Raw genomic sequence first — 24646 nt, 5'->3', positions numbered from 1 at the left:
CGAGCCGGGCACCGGTGTTGCCGCCCGGGTCGGTGAGGCACAGGCCGGAGTTCGGGTTGACCAGTTCGCCGTTGGATTGGTGAGTCCAGGCCTGGGCGGCGGTGCCGTTGCACGGGTACCAGTCCACGTCGGTGCCGCTGGACGTCCCGGCGCTCACCACGTCCAGGCAGCCGCCCTGGACCCGCAGGGTGCTGTCGGAGTAGGTGGACCACTGCTGGGCTGCGCCGCCGTCGCAGGTGCTCACGCCGACCGGGTTGCCCTCGGTGTTGAGGGCGTTCTGGTTCGCCAGGCACAGGCTGTCGATGCCCTTGACCGCGCCGGTCGCGGTGGGAGTCGCGGTGGGGGTGGAGTTGCCGCCCTCCTCGTAGACCGCCACGTAGCCGACGCTCATCGACGCCCCGGACGAGGTCGCGGATGTGGGGCTGGTGCAGCCGCAGATGCCGTTGGGGTAGTTGCCCCCCATGGCCAGATCGAAAATGATGAAGAAGCCGTGGTCGATGGCCTCCTGCCAGGCCGTGGTGCCGACCGACGCCTCGGTAATGGTGCTCTCGACCGTGCCGTCCATCAGGAACTGCATCGACTCGGCGCTGGTGTTGGTCCGGTCGACGATCACCGAGTACGTGTGGTAGCCGGTCTGGCAGCCTGAGCCCGCGGCGGGGCACCCGATCAGCGGGTGACCACTGCTGCCCGCCGCGTCGTGCAGCGTCTGGGAGGCCTGGTTCAGGCCGTTGACGTCCTCCATCATGTCGATCTCGCCGGACTGCGGCCAGCCGCCGCCGGCCCGCATCGGCGAGCCGAGCGCCCAGAACGCCGGCCAGTAGCCGAGACCGGAGGCGGGGTTCGGCTGCTGGATCGAGGCGGTCATCTCCAGTTCGCCGCCGGGCGGGGCCTGGAAGTCGTCCCGGGTGCTCTCGATGCGCCCGGAGGTCCAGGTGCCGCCGTTGTCGATCGCCTTGAGCACCAGGTGGCCGTTGCCGTCGAGGTAGACGTTGCCGGTGGAGTTGGTGGTCTGCTCCTTCTCGCCGGTGCCGTAGCCGGTGCCGATGTCGTAGAACCAGTTGGCGGCGGACGGAGCGGAGCCGGCCGCGCCGGAGAAGTCGTCGCTGAAGACCGTGGTCCAGCCGGACGGCGGCGGCGGCGCGGGGTCGGCCACGGCCGCGGGCGCGGCGGCCAGGGTCGCGGCCGCCGCCCCGGTCAGGCCGCCGGCGATCAACGCAAGGGTGGTCAGGACCGGGCGCCGCCTGCGCGAGGCCGGTCCGCGTTCGGCGCGCCGGCCGATACGCGTGATGTCGAGCATGGTGCTTTCCCTCCAGCGCGCAGCGCGCTCGTCGGTGCGGCGCGGGGTCCGTGGCGGGCGGCGGCAAGGCGGTGCCGCAACTCGGCGATGGGTCGCGCCGGTTGTCGTCTTTGACACTCGTGTCGCTTCTGGCACTGTGCCGTGCGAGCATGGGAGAGCGCTCTCCGAACAGAAGATGTGTACGTCTTGGCGAGGGAGCTGTCAAGCGTTTGCGCGCGGACCTAAGGTTCCGGGCAACGAAGCGCAGGGGCGGGTCGGGACTGAATCGGGCGCGAGGCAACTCGGGCTTTGAGGAGTGGGGTGCTGCGCTACGACGGGGCGCCGTAGGTTGGAGCCTGCGGTTTGAATTGTGGGATTCAAGTATGCGAATGGCGCGACAAAGGTCTCCGATTGGGTGTCGATCTTGGCGGCTTTGCGAGCTCGGGCTGGTGGTGGACGTGGAGGGGGGGATTGGGGGCTTGTGTGGGGGCGGGTAATGGGGGCGGGGGAAGTGGCTGACTGCCGCGGTTCGCGTTCAGCGGGCTGAATTGGCTAAAGAGCTGGTAAACGTTATTTACTAACAAATTCGGCGGGGTTACCTTCTCGGTCAATGCGCCGCCGGCCGGCGGCGGCCCTCACGACCACCGGGATGATCACGCCGATGAAAGATCACGACAATCTCAGGACTCTGTTCAACACCGGGCGCCGCCGCCGGGCGCTCGTCGCGGGCGCGGGCGCACTCGCGTTGACCGGGGCGCTGTCGGTTACCGCGTTCCTCAGCGGTTCCGCCTCCGCCGCACCCGCGCACGCCACGAGCAAGTCCCCCGCCGCGGCCGTGTCGCTGAGCGGCTGGAACCTGACCCTGCCCGTCGACTCCTCCGGCTGCCAGTGCGGTTCCGCGACCGAGATCAGCCCCGCGACGGTCAAGTCGCCATGGCTGGTGCGCAACAGCGACGGCAGCCTGACCTTCTGGGCGCCGACCAAGGGCGCGCACACGCCGCACTCGCTGCACCCGCGCACCGAACTGGTCAGCACCGCCGACTTCACCGCCGGGTCCGGCACGCACACGCTGACCGGCACCTTCGTCATGCAGAAGCTGCCGAGCGCGAACGACATCATCATCGGCCAGATCCACGGCGGCGGCTCGTCCTCCGCGATCCCGCTGCTGATGCTGCACTACCGCAACAACGGCGAACTGGTCGTGGTGACCCGCAAGAACCCGACCTCCGGTTCGACCTCGGCGACGGTGCTCACCGGCGTACCGATGAACGCCGCCTTCTCGTACACGATCACGCAGAGCGGCATGAAGATGACCGTCACCGCCACGTACGGCGGCAAGCACGGCAGCGCGGTCGTCCCGGTGCCCAGTTCGTTCCGCGGCATGGACGTCCGATTCCAGGCCGGCGACTACCAGCAGACCAACGCGAACAACTCGTCCACCGACGGCGGCCGGCTGACCGTGACCGCGCTCTCGCAGAGCTGAGGGACACGCAAGTGAGCGATCGAACCGGCGCGGCGCAGCCGGTTCGCCCTGCGCGCTTACCGAACGCGCCCGCTGACACCAACCTCTTCGTATGATCGTGCCGCAGGCAGCCGCCACTCGGCGGCGCGTCACGCCGCGAGCGACGGCGGAAAGAGGTTTCCATGCTGGAGCGACCCCTCTGGGCCCCCGATGAGATCGACATCGAGCGCCCCTCCGTGGCTCGCATGTACGACTTCTTCCTCGGCGGCTCGCACAACTTCGCGGCCGACCGGCAGCTGGCCCAGCAGGCCTTACAGGTGTTCCCCGACGCGCCGTACGTCGTCCGCGCGAACCGCGCCTTCCTGCGCCGCGCCGTGACGCTGCTGTGCGAACTCGGCATCGACCAGTTCCTCGACCTCGGCTCCGGCATCCCGACCGTCGGCAACGTGCACGAGGTGGCGCACGCCGCCAACCCCGAAGCACGCATCGTCTACGTCGACTCCGACCCGGTCGCCGCGGCACACTCCCAGGCCATCCTGCGCGACGACGAGCGCGTGCGGGTGCTGCACGCCGATCTGCGCGCCCCGGCGCCCGTGCTGCTCGGGGCCGCCGCCGAGGGGCATCTCGACTTCAGCCGCCCGGTCGGCGTGCTGCTGGTCTCGGTGCTTCCGTTCATTCCCGACTCGGACGATCCGGCCGGCCTGGTCGCGGCGTACCGCGAGGCGACCGTACCCGGCTCGTACCTCGCGATCAGCCATGGAACCAACGAGTATCAGCCCGAGACCGTCGGCGAGGTAGAGGGCGTGTATACGAAGGCGAGCCAGCCTGGCGTCTTCCGCAGCCGCGACGAAATCCTCGCCCTGCTGCCCGGGTACGAGCTGCTGCCGCCGGGCTTGGTCGACGCGATCCGGTGGCGTCCCGACCCGAATGACGATCGCCCGGATCCGCTCGGCGGCGATGTCGCGCGCTACAGCCTGCTGGCCGCGGTAGGCCGCCGCGGATAACCCCGGCCGGCGCCGCGACCTCGTGTGCTGCCGCGGCTGCGCGCGAGCGCGTCGACCGGTTCAATGGTGCGATGCGCCTCGATGAGATTCCGATGCCGTCCGCGATCGCCGCACGGCCGCGTGACACGCGCGGCTACCCGGTTCTCGCCATCACGCCGTGGTCCGACGGAACGCCGGATTTCGCGGCCACCAGCACCGCGCGGATCCTCGTGTGCGCGGTGGAGCGACGCTGTTCGATCTGCGGCACCCCGCTCGGGAAGGGCCCGGTGTGGCGCGTCGTCGCTGCGGGCGAAGCCGCAGCGATCGCGCGGGCACAAGGCGACGGGGTTGCGTATTCCAATGCTGCGAAGACTGTCGAGCCGCCCGGGCACCACGCGTGCATGCTTTACGCCGCGATGGTCTGTCCTTATCTGGCGCGGCCTACCGGCAGGCGCGGCACCGACGCGACCGTACCCGACGCGCGCTTCAGTCGCGGCGAGGCGCACGGATCGAGCGAGGGGCTGACCGGCGCGGTCGCCGCGTTCGACGGGTACGAGTTCGAAGTCACGCAGGCCGTGCTGTTCCGCTTCGGCGCGCTGCGCTCGTTCCTGCCGTACGCATCGGGAGACGAGCATCTCGCCGCACTACGCGAGGCGATCGCCGCGCTTCCGGCCGCGGCCGATCCGTGCCCGGCGTGGCTCTTGAACGACGACTCCGCCGCCGAAGACCGTGCTGCGCGGTACGCCTGAAGCACGGTCACAGCGACGGAGCCGTCGGATGAGCAGCCCTCGGCTCACAGGTGCAGAAGCGTCCCCGGGTTGAGCACGGAGTCCGTCCCCGCGGGCCCCTGGAGAGCGTTCTTCGCGGCCGTAAGCACCGAGTCGGGTACCTGCACGGTGCTGCCGTAAGCGACGAGCGTGTCCACCGAGGCAGCCGAGCCCGCGAGCCAGCTGGTCGCGTCCGCGCTCAGACCTTGCTGCGGATCGACGAAGACCACCGGCATCGAGGGACCGTTGTTCGCCGCGAGCAGCGCCTCCTGCCAGGAGTCCGTCGAGGCCAGGCCGACCTCGGTCGGCCCGTCCGAGTAGCGCTCGCTGACCAGCAGGGAGTTGAGGTCGGCGTCCGAGCCGCCCAGCGCGGTGACCGGCAGGCCGGCCGGCTTGCCCGGCCAGGAGGAGGCGAGCGCGGACTGCGCCTGACCGCCCACGGCGACGAAGGTCACCCGGCCGTTTCCCGCCGATCCCAGCCGGTTGATGATCGGCTGGTCGGCCGCGGGCATCGCGTCCTTGTCGGTCAACAGCAGCGAGTCCGCGTGGCCGAGGGCTTCGAGGGAGAGGATCGCGGGCGTATCGGTCGCCGAGACCACGTACACGGTCTGGTCGACCGGCGCCGGCTGCAGCCTCGGGCTGTTGAGCGCGACCGCCTCGGCGATCGGGTCGCGGTCCGGCCGGCGGGTCGTCTGGTAGCCGAAGCCCTCGATCTGCGTCTCGACCGCGGCCGATACGGCGCCGGTGTCACCGATGATCTGCACCTGCGGAACCCTGCCGTAGAGCGGTTTGGCCGGGCCGAGCAGGCGCTTGAGCTCGGCCGTCGTGGCCGAGGGCAGCGAGCCGGGCTGGGTGAACAGCACGGGGCCGAGGCGTACGCCCAGGGCGGCGACGGTCAGCGCGTCCGGATCGGCGGTGCTCACCAGCGTGACAGTGGTCGCGTACGCGGCCCCGGTCGGCGCCTCCGGTATGCCGGTGGCGGGAGCCGTTTGGTAGAAGGCCTTGGTCTCGGCGATGGCGTCGGTGATCGGATCGCCGGTGTCGAAACGCAGGACGCTGGTGGGCGTCATCGGTTCGTACGAGGCGACGCCCGGGATCGGTGACTCGACCGCGAGCGGGTTGCCGCCCGAGCCGGAGGCAGCCGTCGCGGACACCGATTCGACGTTCGTGCTCGTGCCGAACGCGATGCGCGAACCGTCGGGCGACCAGACCGGGTGCGTCAGGCCGACGACGCCGACGGTGAGGCGAACCGCGGTCGTGGTGCCGGTGATCGGCAGGGCCTCGATGTAGAGCTGGCCGTCGCCGCCGACGAAGGCGAGCTGCTTGGCGTCGGGCCCCACGGCCGGCTGCGCGCCGTCGCGGGCCTTTCTGCCCTGCGGGCCGCGCTGGTTGCGGTCCAGGATCCAGATCTCCGCCCCGCCCTGCCCTTGGTGCTGGTATGCCAGGGCGCTGACAGGTCCGTCGAACTTAAGCACCGCGGCGTCGTAGACCGCGCTGGCCGCGGTGTCTGCGGCGCCGTCCCCGATGCTGTCGAGCAGCGCCTCGCCGTGGCCGCCGGCGGCCGGGTCGTCCTGGCCGTCCGCGCCGACTCCCATCAGCCGCCAGACCCCGTCGGCGCCGCGCTCCGAGAAGACGATCTCACCGCCGCCGTCCTCGAACGCCGGCTGCGCGCGCTTGACCCCGGGCTTGGACCGAGTCAGCACCCGCACGTCGGTGCCGTCCGGCCGGGCGGTGGCGATGTTGCCGTTAGCGTCCACGTAGACGAGGCGGGTGCCGTCCGGGGACCACGCCGCGTCCGTGACGGTGGACGGGAAGGTGACGGCCGTGTGGTCGATCAGCACCCGATCGGTGCCGTTGCTGATCGTCGGCACGGTCGCGTTGTAGACCGGGCGCGGTGCCGGGTGTGTCGGCTGGGCGCTGTGGCCGGTCCCGGTCGGGCTCGGCGCGGCGGTGTGGTGGGCGGTGTTGCCCCCGCAGGCCGCCGCGGCGGCGAGCGAGCCCGCGGCGAGCACGATCGCTGATACGCGATGGAAGGCTGATTTCGGCATGGTTCTCCCCCATTGAACCCGACTGTGAGTCTACGAAGACACGCATGTACGCACGTTCATTCCACTGCGACGTACCCGTTCTGCCGGGGTCGCACTCCCTTGACGCGTGACAACGTACGGCGGTTGAGGCCCGCTGCGGTTGGTACCCGAAACGTTATAGAACGGGGTCGTCGCCGGTCGGATCACCAGGTCAGCAGCGTTCCCGCGCCGGCAAGCCCTCCGCGGTGGCCGGTCGGTCGCGGTAGGCGCGCTCGGCGAAGGCGATGAAGCCCTCGACGTCGGCCACGTTCGAGACCAGGCCGAGCGAGACGCGGACCGCGCCGCCGCTCGGCAGCCGCAGGGTCCGAAGATAGTCGTCGATGCCCCGGGACTTGCGGCCGATGCGGCCGCGCAGGGCGCTGCGGCCGATGCCGAAGGCCAGTTCGCCGGCGCCGGGATTGCAGAAGCAGCCGGTGCGCAGGCTGATCTTCGCCGCGGCGGCCTCGCGTTCGACGAGCCGTTCGTCCACCACGCGGCCTTGCGGGTCGAGGAAGTTGAACGCGACCGTGCCGCCGCGGTCTGTCGTATCGCGCGGTCCGTAGATGCGGGCCATCGGTGCGCCGTTGCTATGCGTGAGATCGCCGAGCCGCTGCAACAGCCAGCCGGTTAGGCAGTGCACGCGTTCGCCGATCAACTCCAGTCGCAGGTTGCGCAGCCAGCGCAGGCCGAACTCGACGTCCGGTATGGCCAGGAAGTTGACCGTGCCGTCCTCGAACGCCGACTCGTCCGGGGCCATCACATGCCAGTCGCCCTGGACGCTGACCGCCTGGATCGTGCCGCCGGAGAACCACGGCCTGCGCAGCCGCGCGAGCGCTTCGCGGCGCGCGATGAGGCAGCCGAGGCCGGTCGGATAGCCGAACAGCTTGTACCAGCTGACCGTGACGAACTCCGGCTTCACCTGGGACAGGTCGAGCCGGTTGGTGGGCACGTAAGCCGCGGCGTCGAGCAGGACGTCGAATCCGTGCCGGTGCGCCAAGTCCACCCAGTCGAGCGGATGGCGCACCCCCGAGAAATTGCTCTGCGCGGGATACGCGAACAACCCGGCCGGGCCGCGCCGCCCGATCACGTGCCGGCTGAGCGCCGACTCGACCAGTGCGGTGTCGGTGCGCAGGTCGTGGCCGTCGCCGGAGACGTAGCTGACCGCGGTACGCCGGGCCCGGGCGAACTCGCGCAGGCCGTTGACCGAGTTGTGGTTGTCGAAGGTGAGGACCAGCCGGTTGTCGTGCTCGAACCGGTACGACTCGCCGACCAGCCGGCAGGCCGCGGTGGCGTTCGCGGTGAAGATCGCCGCGTACTCGGCCGGGTCGGCGTTGAAGTGGGCCAGGACCGCGGCGCGGGCGCGCTCGACCCGCTCGGTGGAGGCTCGCGACGCCGGGTTCTCCGAGTGCGGATTGCCGAAGCACTGGTCGGTGAGCCGCTCGCTGTGCGCTTGGTACTGCGCGGTCGCGGCCAGGCAGGCGCCGGTGTAGTCGAGGTAGACGTGGCCGGTGCGGTCGAGGTGGGCGTACTCGGTGCGGCGCGCCTCGTCGAGCACGCGGGTGCGCTCGTACTGCGGGTATTGGGTCAGGAATCCGGCCGGCTCGCTGGATCGCAGCAGGCCGCCAGGACTGGCAAGGATCTTCATCATCTCTTCGCCCCGGGGTGGCGGAGGTCGCAATGCGCTGACGGTTCGGGGGACGCACAGGCCGCGGTGCGGGCGCGCCGCGTCGCACGGCGCCACGCCCGCCGGGCTATCGGCTGGTGCGCCGGCGCCGCGGCGTCTTGCGGGAGAGCACCAGGCCGGCCCCGATCAGGAACAGGAGCATGAAGCCGGCCAGCAGCATCCACTCCCTCGGAACCGAGCCGTCGAAGGTGTCCCCGTATGAGGCCAGCAGCGGCGGCCCGAGCGGGGAGCCGCCGTCCCGCCACAACGCGGGCAGGCCCGCGGTCGTTCCCAGCGCGTCGAACGCCCACCGGTTCGACATCAGGTAGCTCACCGCACGCCCCGGCAGCGCCATCACCGGCACCGGGAGGAACGCGCCGACGAAGAGCACCTGCGGGAAGCAGAGCATCGGCAGCATCAGCGTGGCCTGGGACGGCGCGGAGACCGAGGCCGAGGCGAGCAGGCCGAGCGCGAGCGCGGCGGCCGAGCACAGCAGCAGGGTGGCGAACATCCGGCCCCAGTCCGCGCCGCCGAGCGTGGGCAGCCGGTCGGTGGCGCTCAGCGTCGCGAGCAGCAGCGCGTCCACGGCGGCCAGGACCGGCAGCAGCACCGTGAACTTCGAGGCCAGATACGGCAGGATCCGCAGGCCGACGATCCGCTCCCGGCGCAGGATCGCGAACTCGTCGCAGATCTGGGAGAGGCCGTAGGTCAGCCCGAAGAAGAAGCCGCCGAAGGCGATCCAGAACAGGATCATCATCGAGGTGTTCGGGCTCGGGTCGGCGAAGTCGAACGCCCCGGGCCGGAACATCATCAGGAACATCAGGATGATGACGAGCGGGGAGCCGAGCAGGATCGCCAGGGTGAGCCGGCTGCGGGTCAGCAGGTCGAGGCTGCGGCGGGTGAGCAGCCGCCACTGGCCGAGCGCGCCGAGCCGCCGGCCGGGCGCCTGCACCGGGCCGCCGACCTGCGCCATGCGGGTGCCGCGGATCGGCACGGCGGTGGCGATGCCGGAGGGAAGGCGATCGGCCCAGGCCTGCGGGTCGGGCTGCTGCGCCAGGGCCCGGTAGATCTCGTCGAAGCCCTCGACGCCGAAGTGGGCCAGCGCGGTGGCCGGGGAGCCGGCGAAGGCGAGCTGTCCCTGCGCGGCCAGCACGAGCACCAGGTCGCAGCCGGCCAGGTCCTGCGGGTTGTGGCTGGTGAAGACGACTGTGGTGCCGCCCGCGGCGATCCGGTCGAGCAGATCCACCAGGTCGGCGGCCATCGCCGGGTCGAGCCCTGAGGTCGGCTCGTCGAGGAACAGCGCGGTGGGCCGGGAGAGCAGCTCGACCGCGATGCTGGCGCGCTTGCGCTCGCCGCCGCTCAGCAGCCTGACCCGGGTGCCGGCCTGCTCGCTCAGCCCGAGGGCGGCGAGGACCTCGCTGACCTCCTGCTCGATCTGCGCGTCCGTGGTGCGCGCGGGCAGCCGCAGCCGGGCCGCGTATCGCAGGGTCCTGGCGAGCGGCAGCGACTGGTGGATGATGTCGTCCTGCGGCACGTACCCGATCGGCGCGACGGCGAGGTCGTCGCGCGGCCGGCAGGTGGCGCCGTCGTGCATCACCACGCCCTCGGTCGGCAGGGTGACCCCGGCGAGGGCGTCGAGCAGCAGGGTCTTGCCCGCGCCGCTCGGGCCGATGATCGCGACCAGGGAGCCGGGGCGGATGGACAGCGAGACGGGCCGCAGCACCTGTTTGCCGCCGCGCAGGGTGTGCCCCGCCGCGCGCGCGTCGATCCCGAGACCGGCCGACCGGCGCATCGCCGGACCGCTGCCCCGTTCCGTCGTCACGTGAGCGCCGCGCAGTCCCTGACCGCTCATCCGTCACCATCCGTCTCGCAGGTTTCAGCCGACAGTCACTCGGCGACCCACCTTAATAAGCATCCGTATGGGCTGTGAATACCCCCCGGGCGGCCTTGGGAGTGTCTTAGCGATCCGTCGCACGGTCCCTGCGCGCTCAGCCGAACGGCCCGAAGTCTGAATGAGAGTACTGATTCGCAGGTCGGAGCCGGGGCCGCACCCCGGCCGCTACTCGTCCGGGACCTGCGACAACCCCGCGAGCAGCGCGTCAAGCAGTGGAAGCTGCCCGCGCAAGATTTTCACGCGGGCCTCCTCGATCGTGAACCAGGCGGCGCGGTCGATCTCAGGGAACTGCCGAACCTTCCCGCTGCGCGGCGGCCACTCGATCTCGAAGGTGTTGCTGACCACCGATTCGGGGTCGAGCTCGCCGCGCGCCGCCCAGGCGGTCACGAGCTTGCCGCCGGGCTGGCGTACCGTGCCGAGGTCGATCAGCCGCGCCGCGGCCGCGGGGGCGAGCGGGCGGCCGAGCTCCTCCTCGAACTCGCGCAGCGCGGCGGCGCGGGGATCGGCTCCGGGCTCGTACTCCCCCTTGGGGATCGACCAGGCGCCCGCGTCCTTGCGCGCCCAGAACGGCCCGCCCGGGTGGACCAGCAGCACCCGCGGTCCGTCCGGGTCGAGCCGGAAGAGCAGGATCCCCGCGCTCTGCCGCGCCGGCACGGCCGTCAGGCTCCGGCGTCGCGGAAATGGCCGCCCCAGGAGTGCCAGGAGTCGATCTCGATCCACGCGCTCACCCGGCGGCGGTCGCGCACCGGGTAACCGCCCTCGCTGCCGTAGTGGCGGGCGATGCGGTCGATGTCGGCCAGCTGCGGGTCGTCCTCGATCGAGACGACCCGGCCGGTGAGGCTGATGTGCGAGTACCAGTCGCCGTCCACGAGCACGGTCAGCGCTACCTTCGGCTCGGCGCGCAGGTAGGCCAGTCGCTTGCGGCCCTCGTCCAGGTTGACCAGGACCCGGCCGTCCTCCCAGACGTACCAGGTGGGCACGGACACCGGCTGGCCGTCCGGCCGGACCGTGGCGATCACGGCGGGGTTGGGCTGGGCCAGGAACTGGTCGATCTTCGCCGGCACGGGCGGCTTGGCCATCGGTGCTCCTCTGTTCGCGCCCCGGGCGGGGCTTGATCTTCGTGTCGGGACCATCCTCGCAGGACCGGGTGACGACGGCCGCCCGGGGCACGGCGGCGTCGCGGGCGGGATAGCGGGGCGCCGGGCGGCGTCGAACAGCGCCGTGGAGGCGGCGTCGCAGTGGGATGTAACGCAAATGCGGATGCAGGTCCCTGTTTCGCAAGGCAGGCGCGCGTGGACCTTTCGACCCAGACATCTCGCGCCGCGTCTCCCCGCGGGCCTGTGGCGTTGCGCAACCCATCCCCCTGGCGTCACAGGCCCGCTCTCTAGCCGATTCGGGCAGGCGAGGACCAGTGGTGACGAATGCGGAACAGCAGGCGCAGGTGTAGTGCAGTACAGCGGAAGCCTTCGCGGTGGACGGCGGTTCGACGAACTGCACGGTTACGATCGTGCAGCGGTTCACCCTCGACGATGTGCGCATGGACCGGTAACAGCAGACGGCGGGCCAACCGGCTGCGCTGATCACTGTGCCGGATGAACGCAGAATCAGATGAACGCAGCATCAGATCAATCAGCATCAGATCAATGCAGCATTAGATCAATGCAGCGTCAGACGAACGCAGCGTGAGATCAATGCAACGTCAGGAAGTTCTGGTGCCAAGCGCGGGGTCGGCCTGCGCCGCGGCCGACCCGTCATGCGCGGTCAGTTCTGCCGTAGCGCCGGCATCGGGATCGGAACGCTGAGCGCGGTCGCTCCGGCGCCGACGCCGCCCTGGCAGGTGTTCGGCGGGTCGGTGGTGACGCCCCTGGCCGAAGGGGTGTCCGCGGCCCAGAACATGTAGCCGAGCATCCCGGACGTGCTCCCCGCGCCGCCGGCCGGGGCGACGGTCTGCACGAAGGAGCTGGTCGAGTTCTGCAGCGAGGAGGCGAAGTTCGTGCACTCCGGCCGCACCTGCGAGCCCTCGGCGATGTACAGCGAGCCGGTGAACTTGGCCGGGGCCAGCGGCGGGATCGCCGGGGAGTAGTTGGGCTTGCCGTCGACGTGCTCGAGCCAGTTGGACTCGGCGGTCGAGGCCGAGGGCTGCTTCGAGGGCACCATCGCGTTCGCGTAGTCGAGCACCGGGTTGCTCGTGGTCAGCCAGTTCGCGGTGGCGTACTGGTCGAGGCCGATGAGCCAGCGGTCGCCGGCGGCCACGTCGATGGTCAGCCGGGCGGTCGGGTCGGCTCCGGTCGCGTCGTACGGATGCGCGGCGCGGTAGGCGTTGATGAAGGACTGAAGGCCGGTCAGGTTGGGGCTCGAGCTGTTCTCGTAGTCGATCTCGATGCCGACGCCGAGCTGGGTGGCGAGCGCGGCGGCCTTCTGGCCGAGCAGGGTCGGGTTCTGCGACAGGGCGGTGTCCCAGTCGTTGACGTACGTGATGCCGCCGATGGAGAGCATGACGCGGATTCCGTGGCCGGTGAAGTAGTTCACGATGCCCTGCGTCATGCCGACCGGCACGCCGTTCGCGTCGCCGGCGTCGTTGGTGCCGTCGAGCAGCCTGAGCGGGTTGACGAAGCTGAGCACCACCAGGTTGACCGACGGCCGGCCGTCGCCGCGGTCGATCAGCCAGTGGTTGTTGGCGTCGAAGTCCGCGATGGTGCGGACGGTTCCCCAGGTGCACGCGTCGTTGCTGCAGTGCCAGGCCCCGTAGATCTGGATCGGGGTGGCGGTGGCCGCCTGGGCCGCGAAGAGCGCGCGGCCTGAGGCGGCGGACAGCGCGGAGGTCGTGGGCGCGACGAGGGCGCAGGCGGTGAGCAGCGAGGTGGCCGAGAGCAGGGTGAGTCTGCGCATGGACATGCGCATATACGCCTCCTGGCGTGTGAGCACGGACCCATCCCCGGTCGCTCACACGATCCAGCTGGTTTAGACCAATGTCAAGGGCCGGGCGCTCGGGGCTGAAGGCTCACGGGGCGGCGGGCCGGTCGCCGAGCTGCTCGGCCAGCACCCGGATCTCGCCGCGCAGCCGCTCGGCGTGCTCGATCCTTCCCGCGCGCTGGTAGTCGCGCGCGGCCGCCTCGCGTTCGGCCAGCTCGCCGCGGACGATGCGCTCGATCTGCGCCTCCGTCAGCTCCCGGCGGGCGGCCTGCGCGCTGCCGACGCCGATCCGCAGCTGCTCGATGGCCAGCTGCTCGCCGGCCCGCTGCGGCACCTGCACCGCCTCGGCGTTGTCGATGGCGGCGAGGGTCGAGCGCAGCGCCGCCACGGCCACCTTGTCACGGGCCTTGATCGCGCCGCTGAGCGCGTCTCGCAGGCGTTGGCGCAGCGGGGCGGAGCTACCGGGCTTCCTGGAGTTGCCCGGTTTGGAGGCGGCGGCGGTGATCGAGTCGGTCGGCACGGCGAAGACGATACGTCCGCCGCGCGCGCCCGCGCTCGCAATTGACCGCCGCCACGCTCCGTTCCAGGCGTGGTTTCACTCCGTTGCGCTGATCGTGGAGCTCGAGGATGCGTCGCCACTCTTGCGCACCGAACGCAGCAGCACTTCGGAGACGTCCGTCACGCGCACGTCCTGCGACGCCTTGCCCTGCTGCTTACGGCTGGCGAGCCCGTCGGTCAGCATCACGATGCAATACGGGCACGCCGCGGTGACCAGATCCGGCTCGGTGCTCAGCGCCTCGTCGGTACGCGTCTCGTTGATGCGCGTGCCGATGGTCTCCTCCATCCACATGCGCGCGCCGCCGGCGCCGCAGCAGAAGGAACGCTCGCGGTTGCGCGGCATCTCGGTGAGCCGCACGCCCGGCACCGCGCCCAGGATCTCCCGCGGCGGGCTGAAGACCCGGTTGTGCCGGCCGAGGTAGCAGGGGTCGTGGTAGGTGACCGCCGCGTCCACCTCGTTGGCCGGGACCAGCTTGCCCTCCTCGACCAGCTTGGCCAGCAGCTGGGTGTGGTGCACCACCTCGTAAGTGCCGCCGAGCTGCGGGTACTCGTTGCTGATCGCGTTGAAGCAGTGCGCGCAGGTCACCACGATCTTCTTGGCGCCGACCTCGTTGAGCGTCTCCACGTTCTGCTTCGCCAGCTCCTGGAAGAGCAGCTCCTGGCCCATCCGGCGGGCCGGGTCGCCGGTGCAGCTCTCGCCGCTGCCGAGCACCATGAAGCCGACCCCGGCCTCGTGCAGCAGCTCGGCCACCGAGCGCGTGGTCTTCTTGGCGTTGTCGTCCAGGGCGCCGGCGCAGCCGACCCAGAACAGGTACTCGACGTCCTCGGGCAGCTTCTCCTCGCCGCCCTCGCCGAAGACGCGCACCTCGAACGGCAGGCCGGCGGCCCACTCCATGCGGGCCTTCTGGCCGCGGCCCCACGGGTCGCCTTGCCGCTCCAGGTTGCGCAGCATCGTCTGCGCCTCGCGCGGGAATTCGGATTCGATGAGGACCTGGTAGCGGCGCATGTCCACGACGTGGTCGACGTGCTCGATGTCGACCGGGCACTGCTCGACGCAGGCGCCGCAGGTCACGCAGGACCACAGCACGTCCGGGTCGATCACGCCGTTGACGTCCGACCCGCCGACCAGCGGCCGCTCGGTCTCGGCGACGACCTCCGGCGGCAGCGCGGCGCGCTCCTCGTCGGAAGAGGCCAGCAGGTACGGCGCCTTGGCGAGGGCGTGGTCGCGCAGGCCCATGATCAGCAGCTTGGGGCTCAGCGGCTTGCCGGTGTTCCAGGCGGGGCACTGCGACTGGCAGCGGCCGCACTCGGTGCAGGTGGCGAAGTCCAGCAGGCCCTTCCAGGTGAAGTCCTCGATCGCGCCGCGGCCGATCTTGTCGTCTTCGCCCGGGTCCTCGAAGTTGACCGGCTGCCCGCCGGAGTAGACCGGCAGCAGCGGGCCGAGGGCGCGCGGGCGGCGGGAGAAGGCGACGTTGGGCAGCGCGGTGAAGATGTGCATGTGCTTGGAGTAGACGACCAGCACGAGGAAGGCGAGCACGACCCCGAGCGAGCCGACGATCCCCACGGTCTCCAGCACGTCGTTCGCGGTGTGGCCGAGCGGGTGCAGCCAGTGCCCGACCTCCTGCGAGGCGAACGCCCCGTGCCGGTACGGGAAGTAGCCGGTGTTGATCTGGGCGCCGCGGTACAGCAGCAGCGTCCACATCACGTTGAAGATCATCAGCAGCACGAACCAGGCCGGGCCGAGGTGCGAGCCGAAGAAGCGGGAGCCGCGGCCCTCGCGCTCGGGCGACTGGCGCAGCCGGATCACCGAGAAGGCGGCCAGGCCGCACAGGACCGCGACGATGAAGAAGTCCTCGAGGAAGCCGAGCCAGGTGTCGGTGCCGATCAGCGGGATGTGGAAGTCGCGCTGGAACAGCGCGCCGTAGCCTTCCAGGATCGTGGCGCCGAGGATCACGAAGCCCCAGAACACGAAGAAGTGCGCGGTACCCGCGCCGGTCCACTTGAGCAGCTTGCGCTGCCCGAAGACCTCGGTGAGCACCGCCCACAGCCGGCGCCCGGCGTCCTGCGTGCGCCCGGGCTCGGCCGGCTGCCCGGCCCGGCCAAGCCGCACGAGCGTCCAGACGCGGCGCCCGGCGACGGCGAAGGCCGCCGCCGTCAGCACCAGGCCGAGAACCATACGCAGTACCACTTAGTCCTCCATGGGGTCGTGCGCGGCGGATCCCAAAACGTATACACCTACGCGCTCAAGTGAAGGCAGAGCCCCAGCCTGATCACTGGGCCAAAAAGTTCACCAAGTTGCGCACACCCGCCGCCCGGCGACGACGCGCGGTCTGCCGCTGCGCGTGAGTCTATGGGTACGCGGCGTACAGGGAAAAGAGCGGCGGCTGTGGGAGAGCCGATAATCGGCCGGGGTTTCACGCTAAGGCTTTTGGATAGAGTGTTATGATCGCGCCCGGCACCATACTCCACCGAAAGCAGGCGCATTTCCATGGCACAGAAAGTAGAGGTCACCCTGGTCGACGACCTCGACGGGGGCAAGGCCGACGAGACGCTGGTGTTCGGGCTCGACGGCACGCGCTATGTGATCGACCTGAGCGAGAAGAACGCCAAGAAGCTGCGCGACACGCTCGCCAAGTACATCGAGGCGGCGCGCCGGGACCGCGGCGGGCGGGCGGCCGGGCGCGGCGGCGCCGCGCGCAAGCCGGCGCAGGGCGGGCCGAACACCTCCGAGGTGCGCGAATGGGCCAAGGCCCAGGGCTTCGAAGTCTCCGAGCGCGGCCGGGTCTCCAAGGATCTCATCGTGAAATTCCAGGAAGCGCACTGAATCTGCGCCCGCCGGAATCGGCTCCGACTGAATCAGCGCGGTGGCCTTTCCGGCCCGTCTTCCGCCATACGGGTGGAATAGCGCCCGGAAGAGCGGCGGCGGAATTCAACTCGGCGGGGATTGGACGCGCGGGCGCGGGAGCGCGGCGCGTCCTTCTCGCGACGGCCGGCCGTCCTGCCCGGCCGCCGCGCCGAGGTCCAGTTCGAACCAGACCACCTTGCCGTGCGTCGTGCGGCTGACCCCCCAGCGCCGGGCCAGCCGGCTGACCAGGAACAGGCCGCGGCCGTTCTCGTCAAGGCCGCCGGCCTCGCGCAGGATCGGCAGGTAGTGGTCGTCGTCGCGCACCTCGCACAGCAGGGTGCTGGTGCGCAGCAGCCGCAGCTCGATCGGCCGGGTCGCGTACCTGATCGCGTTGGTGATCAGCTCGGTGGCGAGCAGCTGCGCGACCTCGCCGAGCGCGGACAGGCCCCAGGCGGCCAGGGTCTGCTCGACCAGCCGCCGGGCGCGGGTGACGGTGACCGGCTGGGCGGCCAGCAGCCAGTGGGCGACGTTCTGCGCCGGGATCCCGCCGAGCCGCGCGGCCAGCACCGCGATGTCGTCCTCATACGTGTCGCGCTCAACGGTCGCGATCACCGCGTCGCATAGGGCGTCCGGGCTCAGCGCCGGGGCGTCGAGCGCGCGCAGCCGTTCGCCGAGCGCGCGGATGCGCTCCTCAAGGTCCTGGCCGCGCTCCTCGACCAGGCCGTCGGTGTAGAGCAGGAGGGTGTCGCCGTCGCGGATGGTGATCTCCACGGTGTCGAACGCGACGCCGCCGACGCCGATCGGGGCGCCGGTGGGCACCTCGACCCGCTCGACCCGGCCGTCGCGGCGCACCAGCAGCGGCGGCAGGTGCCCGGCGTTGGCCAGGACGCAGCAGCGCGCGATCGGGTCGTAAACCGCGTAGAGGCAGGTGGCCAGGTGGTCGTCGCCCAAGCGCTGGGCCAGGTTGTCGAGCTGGCGCAGGATCTGATCGGGCGGCAGGTCGAGCGCGGCCAGGGTCTGCACCGCGGTGCGCAGGTGCCCCATCATCGCCGCGGACCGCGCGCCGTGGCCCATCACGTCGCCGATCACGATGGCCGTTCGGCTGCCGGGCAGCGCGATGGTGTCGTACCAGTCGCCGCCGACCTCGACCGAGGGGTTGCCGGGCAGGTAGCGGTGCGCGAACTCGACGCCGGCCACGGTCGGCGGGGTGGCGGGCAGCACGTCGCGCTGGAGTTCGGCGGTGGCGGCCCGCTGCGCCCGGTACAGCCGCGCGTTGTCGATGCCGAGGGCGCCTTGCGCGGCGAGCTGACAGACCGTCAGCACGTCGACGTCGTCGAACGCCGGGCGGTTCGGCCGGCGCGTGAGCGTGACGCAGCCGAGCACCCGCCCGCGCACGAGCAGCGGTACCGCGAGGTACGCGCGTTCCGCGAGCAGCGGCCGCAGGTCGCCGGTGTGGTGGGTGCGGGACATGGCGACCGCGTGGATGTCGTCGATGCGGTCGAGGCCTACCGGCTCGCCGGTCGCCATAGCCTCGTAGCCCGGCCCGGCCGGGTACATCAGGTGCACGGCGCCTTCGGGCACGACATCGCGCCAGAAGGCCGGCGGCTCGTCGTGCGCGACCGCGACTCGACGCAGCGGGCTGGCCGCGGTGGCGCGGGGCGCGGGCGGCGCGGGGGCGCCGTCGACGATAAGGGCGTCGAGCAGGTGCACCGAGGCGAAGTCCGCGAGCCGCGGCACCATCGCCCCGGCGAGGCTCTCCGCGATGTCGACCGTGTCCAGGCTCGCGCCGATCTGCGTCGTGGCCTCGTTGAGGAACCACAACTGGTCGCGCAGGTCCATCCGTCCACTTCCCCCAGGTCGCCTGGCTCAAGCCCTGCGGAGGGTAAGACTAGCCCCAGTGCTCCGGATCGGCGGTCTGCCGGCACAGCAGGAACAGCTGGATCTCCGGCTGCGCGGTGGAGGTCTCCGGGGCGTAGGAGACCACCTCCTCGTGCGCTATCTCGAATCCCGTCTCGCGCAGCAGGGCCCGAAGATCGTCGCGCAGGAAGCCGGTGACCCGGATCCGGCTGCCCAGGAACGGGATCGGCACATCATCGACGTCTGCTTCAACCATGGCCAGCGCGAAGTACCCGCCGGGGACGAGGATGCGTCCGATCAGCTTCATCGCGGTGCGCACCCGGGCGCGCGGCAGGTGCAGCAGCGAGAAGAAAGCGACTACGGCCTCGTATTGGCCGGGCTCGTCGGGCAGGTCGAGCAGGTCGCCGAGGACGAACTTCGCGCCGGGCGCGTTGCGCTGCGCCAGCTCCAGCATCCCGGGGGCCAGGTCGAGGCAGGTGACCTCGCAGCCGGCGGCGATGAGCTGACGCGCCGTCGGCAAACCGGTGCCGGCCCCGGCGTCCAGCACCCGGGCGCCGGGCCGCAGCCGCTCCAGCAGCCGCTCGGCGCAGGCCAGCTGGCCCTCCTTGTGCGGGAAGGCCTCGTCGTAGCGGGAGCCGATCTCGTCGTAGGCGTTGGCCTGCGCCGTTTCCCGGTCGAGCCACAGGAGGTCCCGCTGGGCCGGTGCGGCAAGTCTCTGGACAGCCATCGCAATCCCTTCGTTGATTGACGCCGCCCCCTCGTCGCGTGTCGCCGTCTGGTATTCACTATCAGAAGGCTGCCTGATGGGAAAAGGAGAGCTCGGATGGACGCGGGTGCGGGTTTGAGTCGCCGGGGCTTCGTGCGGGCGCTGGGCGGCGCGACGGTGGGGGCGGGTGTGCTGGTGACAGGCTTCGACAACGCCACGAGGGCGTGGGCGTCGGACGCGGCGAGTTCGTCCGGCGGCGGTTTCGACCACGTGCCGCATCTGGACGGCCGGCTGCTGCTCGATTCCGCCGATCTGGCGCCGTTCGAGGACGACTTCGGGCACATCGTGCACCGGGTGCCCGGCGCGGTGCTCGAGCCCGGATCGGTGCGCGACATCGCGGCGATGATCGAGTTCTGCGGTCCAAGGCGGATCGCGGTGGCGCCGCGCGGCCAGGGGCACCAGACCTTCGGCCAGGCGCAGGTCTCCGGCGGTCTGGTGATCGACATGAGCCCGCTCAGTTCGATCACGGTGGATCCCGCCGCGCGCACGGCGACGGTAGGCGCGGGAGCGCTGTGGAGCGCGCTGCTGACGGCGAGCCTGGCGCACGGCCTGACCCCGCCGGTGTTCACCGACTACATCGAACTGTCGATCGGCGGCACGCTCTCGGCCGGCGGCCTGGGTGGCACGACGCAGCACTTCGGCGCGCAGGTCGACAACGTCGTCGAGCTCGAAGTCGTCACCGGGACCGGCGAGGTGGTCCTCGCCTCGCCCTCGCGCCGCGCCGATCTGTTCCACGCGGCGCTGGCCGGGCTCGGCCAGGTCGGCGTGATCACGCGCGCGACCCTGCCGCTGATCCCGGCGCCGACATCGGCCAGGCAGTACACCCTCACGTTCCCCTCCGTGTCCGCGCTCGCGGCGGCGCAGCGCAAGGTCGTGCGCGACGGCAGGTTCAACTGGCTGGAAGGGGCGGCCAACGCGGTGACCGGCGGCGGCTGGCAGTTCGTGCTCGAAGGGACGGCGTACTACGACGGCACGCCGCCGAACGACCACGCGCTGATCGGCGACCTCGGATACGAGGGCACGGCGCAGATCCAGGATTTCAGCTACCCGGACTTCGTCGACGACCTCGCGCCCGCCGTCGCCTTCCTCAAGTCCACCGGCGAGTGGTTCGATCCGCACCCTTGGCTGAACATCTTCCTGCCCGACGCCGCGACCGACGCGTATGTCACCGCGGTCATGGACAAGCTCACGCTCGCTGACATCGGGGCCAGCGGCGTCGTGCTGCTCTATCCGGTACCGACCTGCAAGCTGCACGCGCCGCTGCTGCGCACCCCTGACAGTGAACTGACGTTCCTGTTCGCAGTGCTGCGGACCGCCGCCCCGGACACCGACGCGCTGCCGACGGCGACGATGCTCGAAGGCAACCGCGCGCTGTACCTGGCGGCGCAGGCACTCGGCGGCACCCAGTACCCGGTCGGGTCGATACCGATGACCAGCCACGACTGGCGCATCCAGTACGGCGACGCGTGGCAGTTCTTCAGCGCGGCCAAGCATCGGTACGACCCGCACGGGATCCTGGCTCCCGGCCAAGGAATCTTCAGTTAGCCCTGGTCACCTCACCAACCCTGTAAGCCCGCGCCGTAGGGATACAGCGGGCTTCCATAGGTGGTGGGCACGGTCTGCCCGGCTGAGATGTGTGCCCTGATATCAGTCCGCTGGGCGTCGGTAGCGCCCAGATCGTAGGGCAGGTCCCAGTTCTCGACGGCGTCGGCGAGGATGTCGGTGCCGCCGGGGGCGAGGATCTGGTCCATGCCGGCCGGCAGCTGCCAGGGCAGCTTGCCGGCCGGCAGGTAGTCGCCGAACAGCAGGCTCGCCGCGGCCGGGCCCATCTCCTCGCCGCCGCGGTAGGTCACCACGACGGCGTCGGCCAGGCCGTTCCAGTCGGAGATGACGTAGGGGCGCGGCAGCACCAGCAACACGACCACCGGGATGCCCTGGTTCTTGAAGCTCTGGATGATCGAGAGCTGATCCGGCGGCAGATAGGGCTGTTCCTTCACCCAGTTGGTGGCGTGCGTGTAAGAGGCCTCACCGACCGCGACGATCGCGAGTTTCGGCGTGGTCGGCGAGGTGTCCTGGTAGACGTTCACTCCGGCCTGCGCCGCCCGGGCCTTGATCGCGTCGAGGAAGTCGAGCGAGCCGTACGCGGAGTGGAAGTAGCTGGTCCACAGGCAGCAGGCCGGGCCGTCCGCGGCCCGCGCGCCGCTCACCACGACGCTGTCCCCGGCGTTCAGCTTCACCGGCAGCACGCCGTCGTTCTTGAGCAACGTCATCGACTCGCGCGAAGCCTGGTCGGCCAGCGCGACATACGAGGGCTGATGGAAGCGGAACGGCGCGTTGACCGGGTCGCCGTAGGGGTTCTCGAACAGGCCGAGCTTGAACTTCACGGTGAGGATCCGGGTCACCGAGTCGTCGATCCGGCTCAGCGGGACGCTGGCGGCGAAGCCGTCGATCGAGAAGCCGGTGGCGCCGGGGTCCGCGCCACCCAACACGTCGGCCCCGGACTGCGCCGCGCTGACCCACCCGCCGGAGGGCAGCCAGTCCGTGGTGATCAGCCCGGTGTAGCCCATGTTCTGCCGCAGGTAGTCGATGATCGGCGCGCTGTTGCCCGCGCCCGCGCCGCTCGGGTCTAGGTAGGTCGCGCCGGCGTAACCGGTCATGACGCTGCCGGCGTTGGCGTCGATCGCGGCCTGCCACGGGATCATCGTGTACTTGATCGTGGTGGCGTCGTAGGTGATCCCTGATTCGCCGCCCGCGCCCTCGCCCGGCCAGTGCTTGACGGTCACCAGCACCGATTGGTCGTTGAGCTCCGGGCCACCCTGCAACCCGGCGACCAGCGCGCGGACTTGCGCCGCGGCCACGTCGGCGTTCTCGCCGTTGCCTTCCTGGATCCGGGGATAGAGCACCTTGGTGCCGAGTTCGGCCAGCGGCCCGAGCACGCCGCGCGCCCCGGCCTGGACCTCCTCCTCGCGCTGCATGTCGCCGAGCTTGTAGTCCAGCGGATAGTCGCGCCCGGCGGCGAGCGCGCTCTGCGCCGGGTACGTGGTCTGATAACCCATGATGGTGTCGCCGGCCGCGATCGGCGGGACGCCGAGCCGGGTGCCGCAGGAGGCCAGCAGGTAGTTGTTCAGGTCGGCGGGCTGCGCCGGGCCGAAGATCCAACCGGACTGCGGATAGACCTGGTTGTTGTAGAACATCTGATAGGCCTTCTCCTGCAACGTCATCCGGCTCAGCAGATCGTTGACGCGCGCAGAGACCGGATTGTGCCAGTCCTCGTAGGGTTCGATGACGCCGTCCTTGTTCAGGTCGCGCATCCCGTCGATGACCGGGACGCCGTCGGCGACCGTGCTCACGGTCGGCAGGTAGACGCTGAACGTGCGGATGTTCGAGGTCGTGGTCGCGCCCGAGCCGGACACCGCGACCACGAACCACTTATACGTCCAGCGGTCCGGCAGGTCCCAGGCCGGGGCGTAGCTGGTGCCGGTCGGCTCGGCGACCTTGGTGTAGAAGTCGAGCAGGTTGCCGGAGGCGGTCCAGTCGTAGTCGGTGCGGCTGATATTGATCCAGACCTGATAGTGCGCGGCGCCGGAGACCGCGGCCCAGCTGAAGGTGGGCCGGCGGGTACCGGTGACCATGGCCGCGTCGGCCGGGGCGCTGAGGGCGAACTGGCCGGTGGCGGCCGGGGCCTTGGTCGGCGGGGAGAGGATGGTGGGAGTGGAGCCGGAGGTGTTGACGGTCCCGTGGACGTCGAACTCCCAGAGGGAGTATCCGTACCCTGTCGCGCGGGCGGTGCCGTTGATCCGGACGTAGCGGCCGGCGCCGGAGACGTTCAGCGTCTCGATGCCGCCCTTACCTGTGGTGGTCGAGTAGATGGTGTTCCAGGTCGTACCGTCGTTGGAGAGGTCGATGCTGTATGCGGACGCGTATGCGGTCTCCCAATTCAGCACGACGCAGGTGACCGTCGCCGGGCCGCCGAGGTCGACGGACAGCCACTGCGGGTCGCTGTACTGGCTTTCCCAGCGGGTGGTGGTGCGGCCGTCGAGCGCGGCCGCAGGAGCGTTGCCGCCGTTGTACGAGGACGCCTTGACCGGCTGGAAGTTGGAGATCACCGGATCAGAGCACGCACCTGCGCCCCCGGTCCCTCCTCCCCCGCCGCCGCTGCCCGAGCTGAATACCTGGAACTCCCAAAGCGAGTAGCCGTAGCCGGTCGCGCGGGTCGTGCCGTACATGCGCACGTACCGGCCGGTGCCGGTGACGTCCAGCGTTTGCGTCCCGCCGGCGCCGGTGGTCGTGGCGTAGATCGAGTTCCACGTCGTGCCGTCCGCTGACACCTGAATCTGGAACGCGGTCGCGTACGCGGCCTCCCACTGCAACGCCACCTGGCAGATGCCCTGGCTGGAGCCGAGATCCACTTGCAGCCACTGCGGATCGGCGAACGCGCTCGACCAGCGCGTGCCGGCGTTCCCGTCGAATGCGGCAGCGGCGGGAGTGCCCGCGTTCTCCGTGGTGGAGGCGGAGGCCGGCTGGTTGAGTGCGACGTTCGTGGTTCCACAGGACCCTGATCCGCCGCCGCCACCGCCGGATGTGGTTCCGTAGACCTGGAACTCCCAGAGCGAGTATCCGTAGCCGGTGTTGCGCTGTGTGCCGTACATGCGCACGTAGCGGCCGGTGCCGGTGACGTTCAATGTCTCAGTACCGCCGGGACCGGTAGTCGTGGAGTAGATGCTCGTCCAGGCGGCGCCGTCGGCAGAGGTCTGAATCTGATATGCCTTCGCCGAGGCGGTCTCCCACTGGAGCACGACCTGACTGATGGTTGCGGCCGCGCCCAGGTCGACCTGTAACCACTGCGGATCGGACCAGGCGCTCTCCCAGCGGGTGCCGGTGTTCCCGTCGACCGCGAACGCTGCGGCGTTGCCTGCGTCGCTGGACGAGGCCGTCGCCGCCTTGCCCTGCGAGAGCAGTGCAGGCGCGGCGTGGGCGGCCGGTCCGCCGGCGACGAGCGCGTACGCCGCCAGACCGATCGCGGTGACGATCGCTGTCAGAACTCTGAGTGGATGGGGAAGGTGACTTCGATGCGCCGCGGCGCCGTGTGCCATGCCGACTCCTCAGGGCGGATGATGGCGGCGGAGCAGTTTGGAGAGAGCGCTTGGAAAGAGCACTTGGAGAGCGCTCTCCAATTCTGAGGTAGCATCGCGCGATTCACGGCATCCGTCAAGGGAATCTCATGCCTGCATTGCCCAGAATCGGCACGTTCTGTCCAGTTGCCGTACCGGCCATTTAGGACTCTGCCAGAGAGCGCTCCCCACTCCGGGCCATCACCTACTTTCACGAGCGCCATGACAACGGACGTATGAACGCCTGTATCCGAAATGACCCTGGAACTGCCTGTTCGACGGCATTCGACAGCGCGTTGATGGGGAGCGGTTCTCGAGCTCGGCCGGGCGAGTGGACAAGCCCCCGAATTGCCCGTAACCCGGGGGCGTGCGCGCCTTCCGCCCGAGGCGCGAATCCCACCGGCCGGCAAGGAGTCGGGCTATGGCAGCACGGAAACCTCGGACAACCACGGTTCGGACGGCCCCGCTCTCGACGAGCACGGCGC

Annotated in this window: 18 protein-coding genes; 5 read left to right on the top strand and 13 right to left on the bottom strand. The window is 70.5% G+C overall.

Annotated elements, in window-relative coordinates:
* On the bottom strand, positions 1 to 1297 hold a 1297-nt coding region (locus VFB40_RS26065; protein WP_324855219.1), incomplete at its 3' end, for a ricin-type beta-trefoil lectin domain protein.
* A 640-nt stretch (positions 1298 to 1937) separates the two neighbouring features.
* Between VFB40_RS26065 and VFB40_RS26060 the strand changes: the two genes are divergently transcribed.
* The 3 genes from VFB40_RS26060 (at position 1938) to VFB40_RS26050 (ending at position 4470) form a co-directional block, all read left to right on the top strand.
* The gene (locus tag VFB40_RS26060; RefSeq protein ID WP_324855217.1) at positions 1938 to 2759 is read left to right on the top strand and encodes a polysaccharide lyase family 7 protein; all 822 of its coding nucleotides are present in this window, start codon (positions 1938 to 1940) and stop codon (positions 2757 to 2759) included.
* Positions 2760 to 2920: 161 nt separating this feature from the next.
* Entirely contained in the window at positions 2921 to 3742 is an 822-nt protein-coding gene (locus VFB40_RS26055) for an SAM-dependent methyltransferase (protein ID WP_324855215.1), read from the top strand.
* Positions 3743 to 3813: 71 nt separating this feature from the next.
* Positions 3814 to 4470: a hypothetical protein gene (locus VFB40_RS26050; protein ID WP_324855213.1), complete on the top strand. Its 657-nt coding sequence runs from the start codon at positions 3814 to 3816 to the stop codon at positions 4468 to 4470.
* A gap of 44 nt (positions 4471 to 4514) precedes the next feature.
* On the opposite strand, the gene VFB40_RS26045 is transcribed toward VFB40_RS26050, so the two are convergent.
* From VFB40_RS26045 to VFB40_RS26005, 9 genes are all read right to left on the bottom strand, one after another.
* Entirely contained in the window at positions 4515 to 6536 is a 2022-nt protein-coding gene (locus VFB40_RS26045; protein ID WP_324855211.1) for a cell wall-binding repeat-containing protein, read from the bottom strand.
* Positions 6537 to 6726: 190 nt separating this feature from the next.
* The gene (locus tag VFB40_RS26040; RefSeq protein ID WP_324855209.1) at positions 6727 to 8202 is read right to left on the bottom strand and encodes an aminotransferase class V-fold PLP-dependent enzyme; all 1476 of its coding nucleotides are present in this window, start codon (positions 8200 to 8202) and stop codon (positions 6727 to 6729) included.
* A 103-nt stretch (positions 8203 to 8305) separates the two neighbouring features.
* Positions 8306 to 10069 carry an ABC transporter ATP-binding protein gene (locus VFB40_RS26035; protein ID WP_324855207.1) on the bottom strand — a complete coding sequence of 588 codons (1764 nt, stop codon included), beginning with the start codon at positions 10067 to 10069 and terminating at the stop codon, positions 8306 to 8308.
* A 207-nt stretch (positions 10070 to 10276) separates the two neighbouring features.
* On the bottom strand, positions 10277 to 10765 hold the full coding sequence (locus VFB40_RS26030) for an NUDIX hydrolase (protein ID WP_324855205.1): 489 nt from the start codon (positions 10763 to 10765) through the stop codon (positions 10277 to 10279).
* A 5-nt stretch (positions 10766 to 10770) separates the two neighbouring features.
* Complete coding sequence (locus VFB40_RS26025; RefSeq protein ID WP_324855203.1) at positions 10771 to 11190, bottom strand: PPOX class F420-dependent oxidoreductase; 420 nt, start codon at positions 11188 to 11190, stop codon at positions 10771 to 10773.
* 305 nt (positions 11191 to 11495) lie between these two features.
* On the bottom strand, positions 11496 to 11747 hold the full coding sequence (locus VFB40_RS26020; RefSeq protein WP_324855201.1) for a hypothetical protein: 252 nt from the start codon (positions 11745 to 11747) through the stop codon (positions 11496 to 11498).
* 125 nt (positions 11748 to 11872) lie between these two features.
* Positions 11873 to 13000: a glycoside hydrolase family 18 protein gene (locus tag VFB40_RS26015; protein WP_324855199.1), complete on the bottom strand. Its 1128-nt coding sequence runs from the start codon at positions 12998 to 13000 to the stop codon at positions 11873 to 11875.
* A gap of 112 nt (positions 13001 to 13112) precedes the next feature.
* Positions 13113 to 13544 (bottom strand): GatB/YqeY domain-containing protein, encoded by a 432-nt coding sequence (locus VFB40_RS26010; protein ID WP_324855197.1) that lies wholly within the window; start codon positions 13542 to 13544, stop codon positions 13113 to 13115.
* Positions 13545 to 13619: 75 nt separating this feature from the next.
* Positions 13620 to 15770, bottom strand: coding sequence for a (Fe-S)-binding protein (locus VFB40_RS26005; protein ID WP_324855195.1), 2151 nt, complete (start codon positions 15768 to 15770; stop codon positions 13620 to 13622).
* A 300-nt stretch (positions 15771 to 16070) separates the two neighbouring features.
* On the opposite strand from VFB40_RS26005, the gene VFB40_RS26000 reads away from it, so the two are divergent.
* Positions 16071 to 16406 (top strand): histone-like nucleoid-structuring protein Lsr2, encoded by a 336-nt coding sequence (locus VFB40_RS26000; RefSeq protein WP_324855193.1) that lies wholly within the window; start codon positions 16071 to 16073, stop codon positions 16404 to 16406.
* A 105-nt stretch (positions 16407 to 16511) separates the two neighbouring features.
* On the opposite strand, the gene VFB40_RS25995 is transcribed toward VFB40_RS26000, so the two are convergent.
* Positions 16512 to 18266 (bottom strand): ATP-binding SpoIIE family protein phosphatase, encoded by a 1755-nt coding sequence (locus VFB40_RS25995; protein ID WP_324855191.1) that lies wholly within the window; start codon positions 18264 to 18266, stop codon positions 16512 to 16514.
* 49 nt (positions 18267 to 18315) lie between these two features.
* Positions 18316 to 19011, bottom strand: coding sequence for a class I SAM-dependent DNA methyltransferase (locus VFB40_RS25990; RefSeq protein ID WP_324855189.1), 696 nt, complete (start codon positions 19009 to 19011; stop codon positions 18316 to 18318).
* A gap of 96 nt (positions 19012 to 19107) precedes the next feature.
* On the opposite strand from VFB40_RS25990, the gene VFB40_RS25985 reads away from it, so the two are divergent.
* Complete coding sequence (locus tag VFB40_RS25985) at positions 19108 to 20595, top strand: FAD-binding protein (RefSeq protein ID WP_324855187.1); 1488 nt, start codon at positions 19108 to 19110, stop codon at positions 20593 to 20595.
* 11 nt (positions 20596 to 20606) lie between these two features.
* On the opposite strand, the gene VFB40_RS25980 is transcribed toward VFB40_RS25985, so the two are convergent.
* Positions 20607 to 24143 carry a discoidin domain-containing protein gene (locus VFB40_RS25980; protein ID WP_324855185.1) on the bottom strand — a complete coding sequence of 1179 codons (3537 nt, stop codon included), beginning with the start codon at positions 24141 to 24143 and terminating at the stop codon, positions 20607 to 20609.
* Positions 24144 to 24646: the final 503 nt, after the last annotated feature.

The sequence above is a fragment of the Actinocrinis sp. genome, assembly GCF_035650855.1.
Taxonomy (GTDB): Bacteria; Actinomycetota; Actinomycetes; order Streptomycetales; family Catenulisporaceae; genus Actinocrinis.
This window is presented reverse-complemented; position numbering and strand designations above follow the sequence as displayed.

Bases quoted from the DNA above. Each gene is read 5' to 3' on its own strand.
- VFB40_RS26020 (WP_324855201.1), bottom strand. From the start codon at position 11,747: ATGCTGATTGATCTGATGCTGCGTTCATCTGATTCTGCGTTCATCCGG.
- VFB40_RS26060 (WP_324855217.1), top strand. From the start codon at position 1,938: ATGAAAGATCACGACAATCTCAGGACTCTGTTCAACACCGGGCGCCGC.
- VFB40_RS25980 (WP_324855185.1), bottom strand. From the start codon at position 24,143: ATGGCACACGGCGCCGCGGCGCATCGAAGTCACCTTCCCCATCCACTC.
- VFB40_RS26025 (WP_324855203.1), bottom strand. From the start codon at position 11,190: ATGGCCAAGCCGCCCGTGCCGGCGAAGATCGACCAGTTCCTGGCCCAG.
- VFB40_RS26045 (WP_324855211.1), bottom strand. From the start codon at position 6,536: ATGCCGAAATCAGCCTTCCATCGCGTATCAGCGATCGTGCTCGCCGCG.
- VFB40_RS25995 (WP_324855191.1), bottom strand. From the start codon at position 18,266: ATGGACCTGCGCGACCAGTTGTGGTTCCTCAACGAGGCCACGACGCAG.
- VFB40_RS26040 (WP_324855209.1), bottom strand. From the start codon at position 8,202: ATGATGAAGATCCTTGCCAGTCCTGGCGGCCTGCTGCGATCCAGCGAG.
- VFB40_RS26035 (WP_324855207.1), bottom strand. From the start codon at position 10,069: ATGAGCGGTCAGGGACTGCGCGGCGCTCACGTGACGACGGAACGGGGC.
- VFB40_RS25985 (WP_324855187.1), top strand. From the start codon at position 19,108: ATGGACGCGGGTGCGGGTTTGAGTCGCCGGGGCTTCGTGCGGGCGCTG.
- VFB40_RS26000 (WP_324855193.1), top strand. From the start codon at position 16,071: ATGGCACAGAAAGTAGAGGTCACCCTGGTCGACGACCTCGACGGGGGC.
- VFB40_RS26015 (WP_324855199.1), bottom strand. From the start codon at position 13,000: ATGCGCAGACTCACCCTGCTCTCGGCCACCTCGCTGCTCACCGCCTGC.
- VFB40_RS26050 (WP_324855213.1), top strand. From the start codon at position 3,814: ATGCGCCTCGATGAGATTCCGATGCCGTCCGCGATCGCCGCACGGCCG.
- VFB40_RS25990 (WP_324855189.1), bottom strand. From the start codon at position 19,011: ATGGCTGTCCAGAGACTTGCCGCACCGGCCCAGCGGGACCTCCTGTGG.
- VFB40_RS26055 (WP_324855215.1), top strand. From the start codon at position 2,921: ATGCTGGAGCGACCCCTCTGGGCCCCCGATGAGATCGACATCGAGCGC.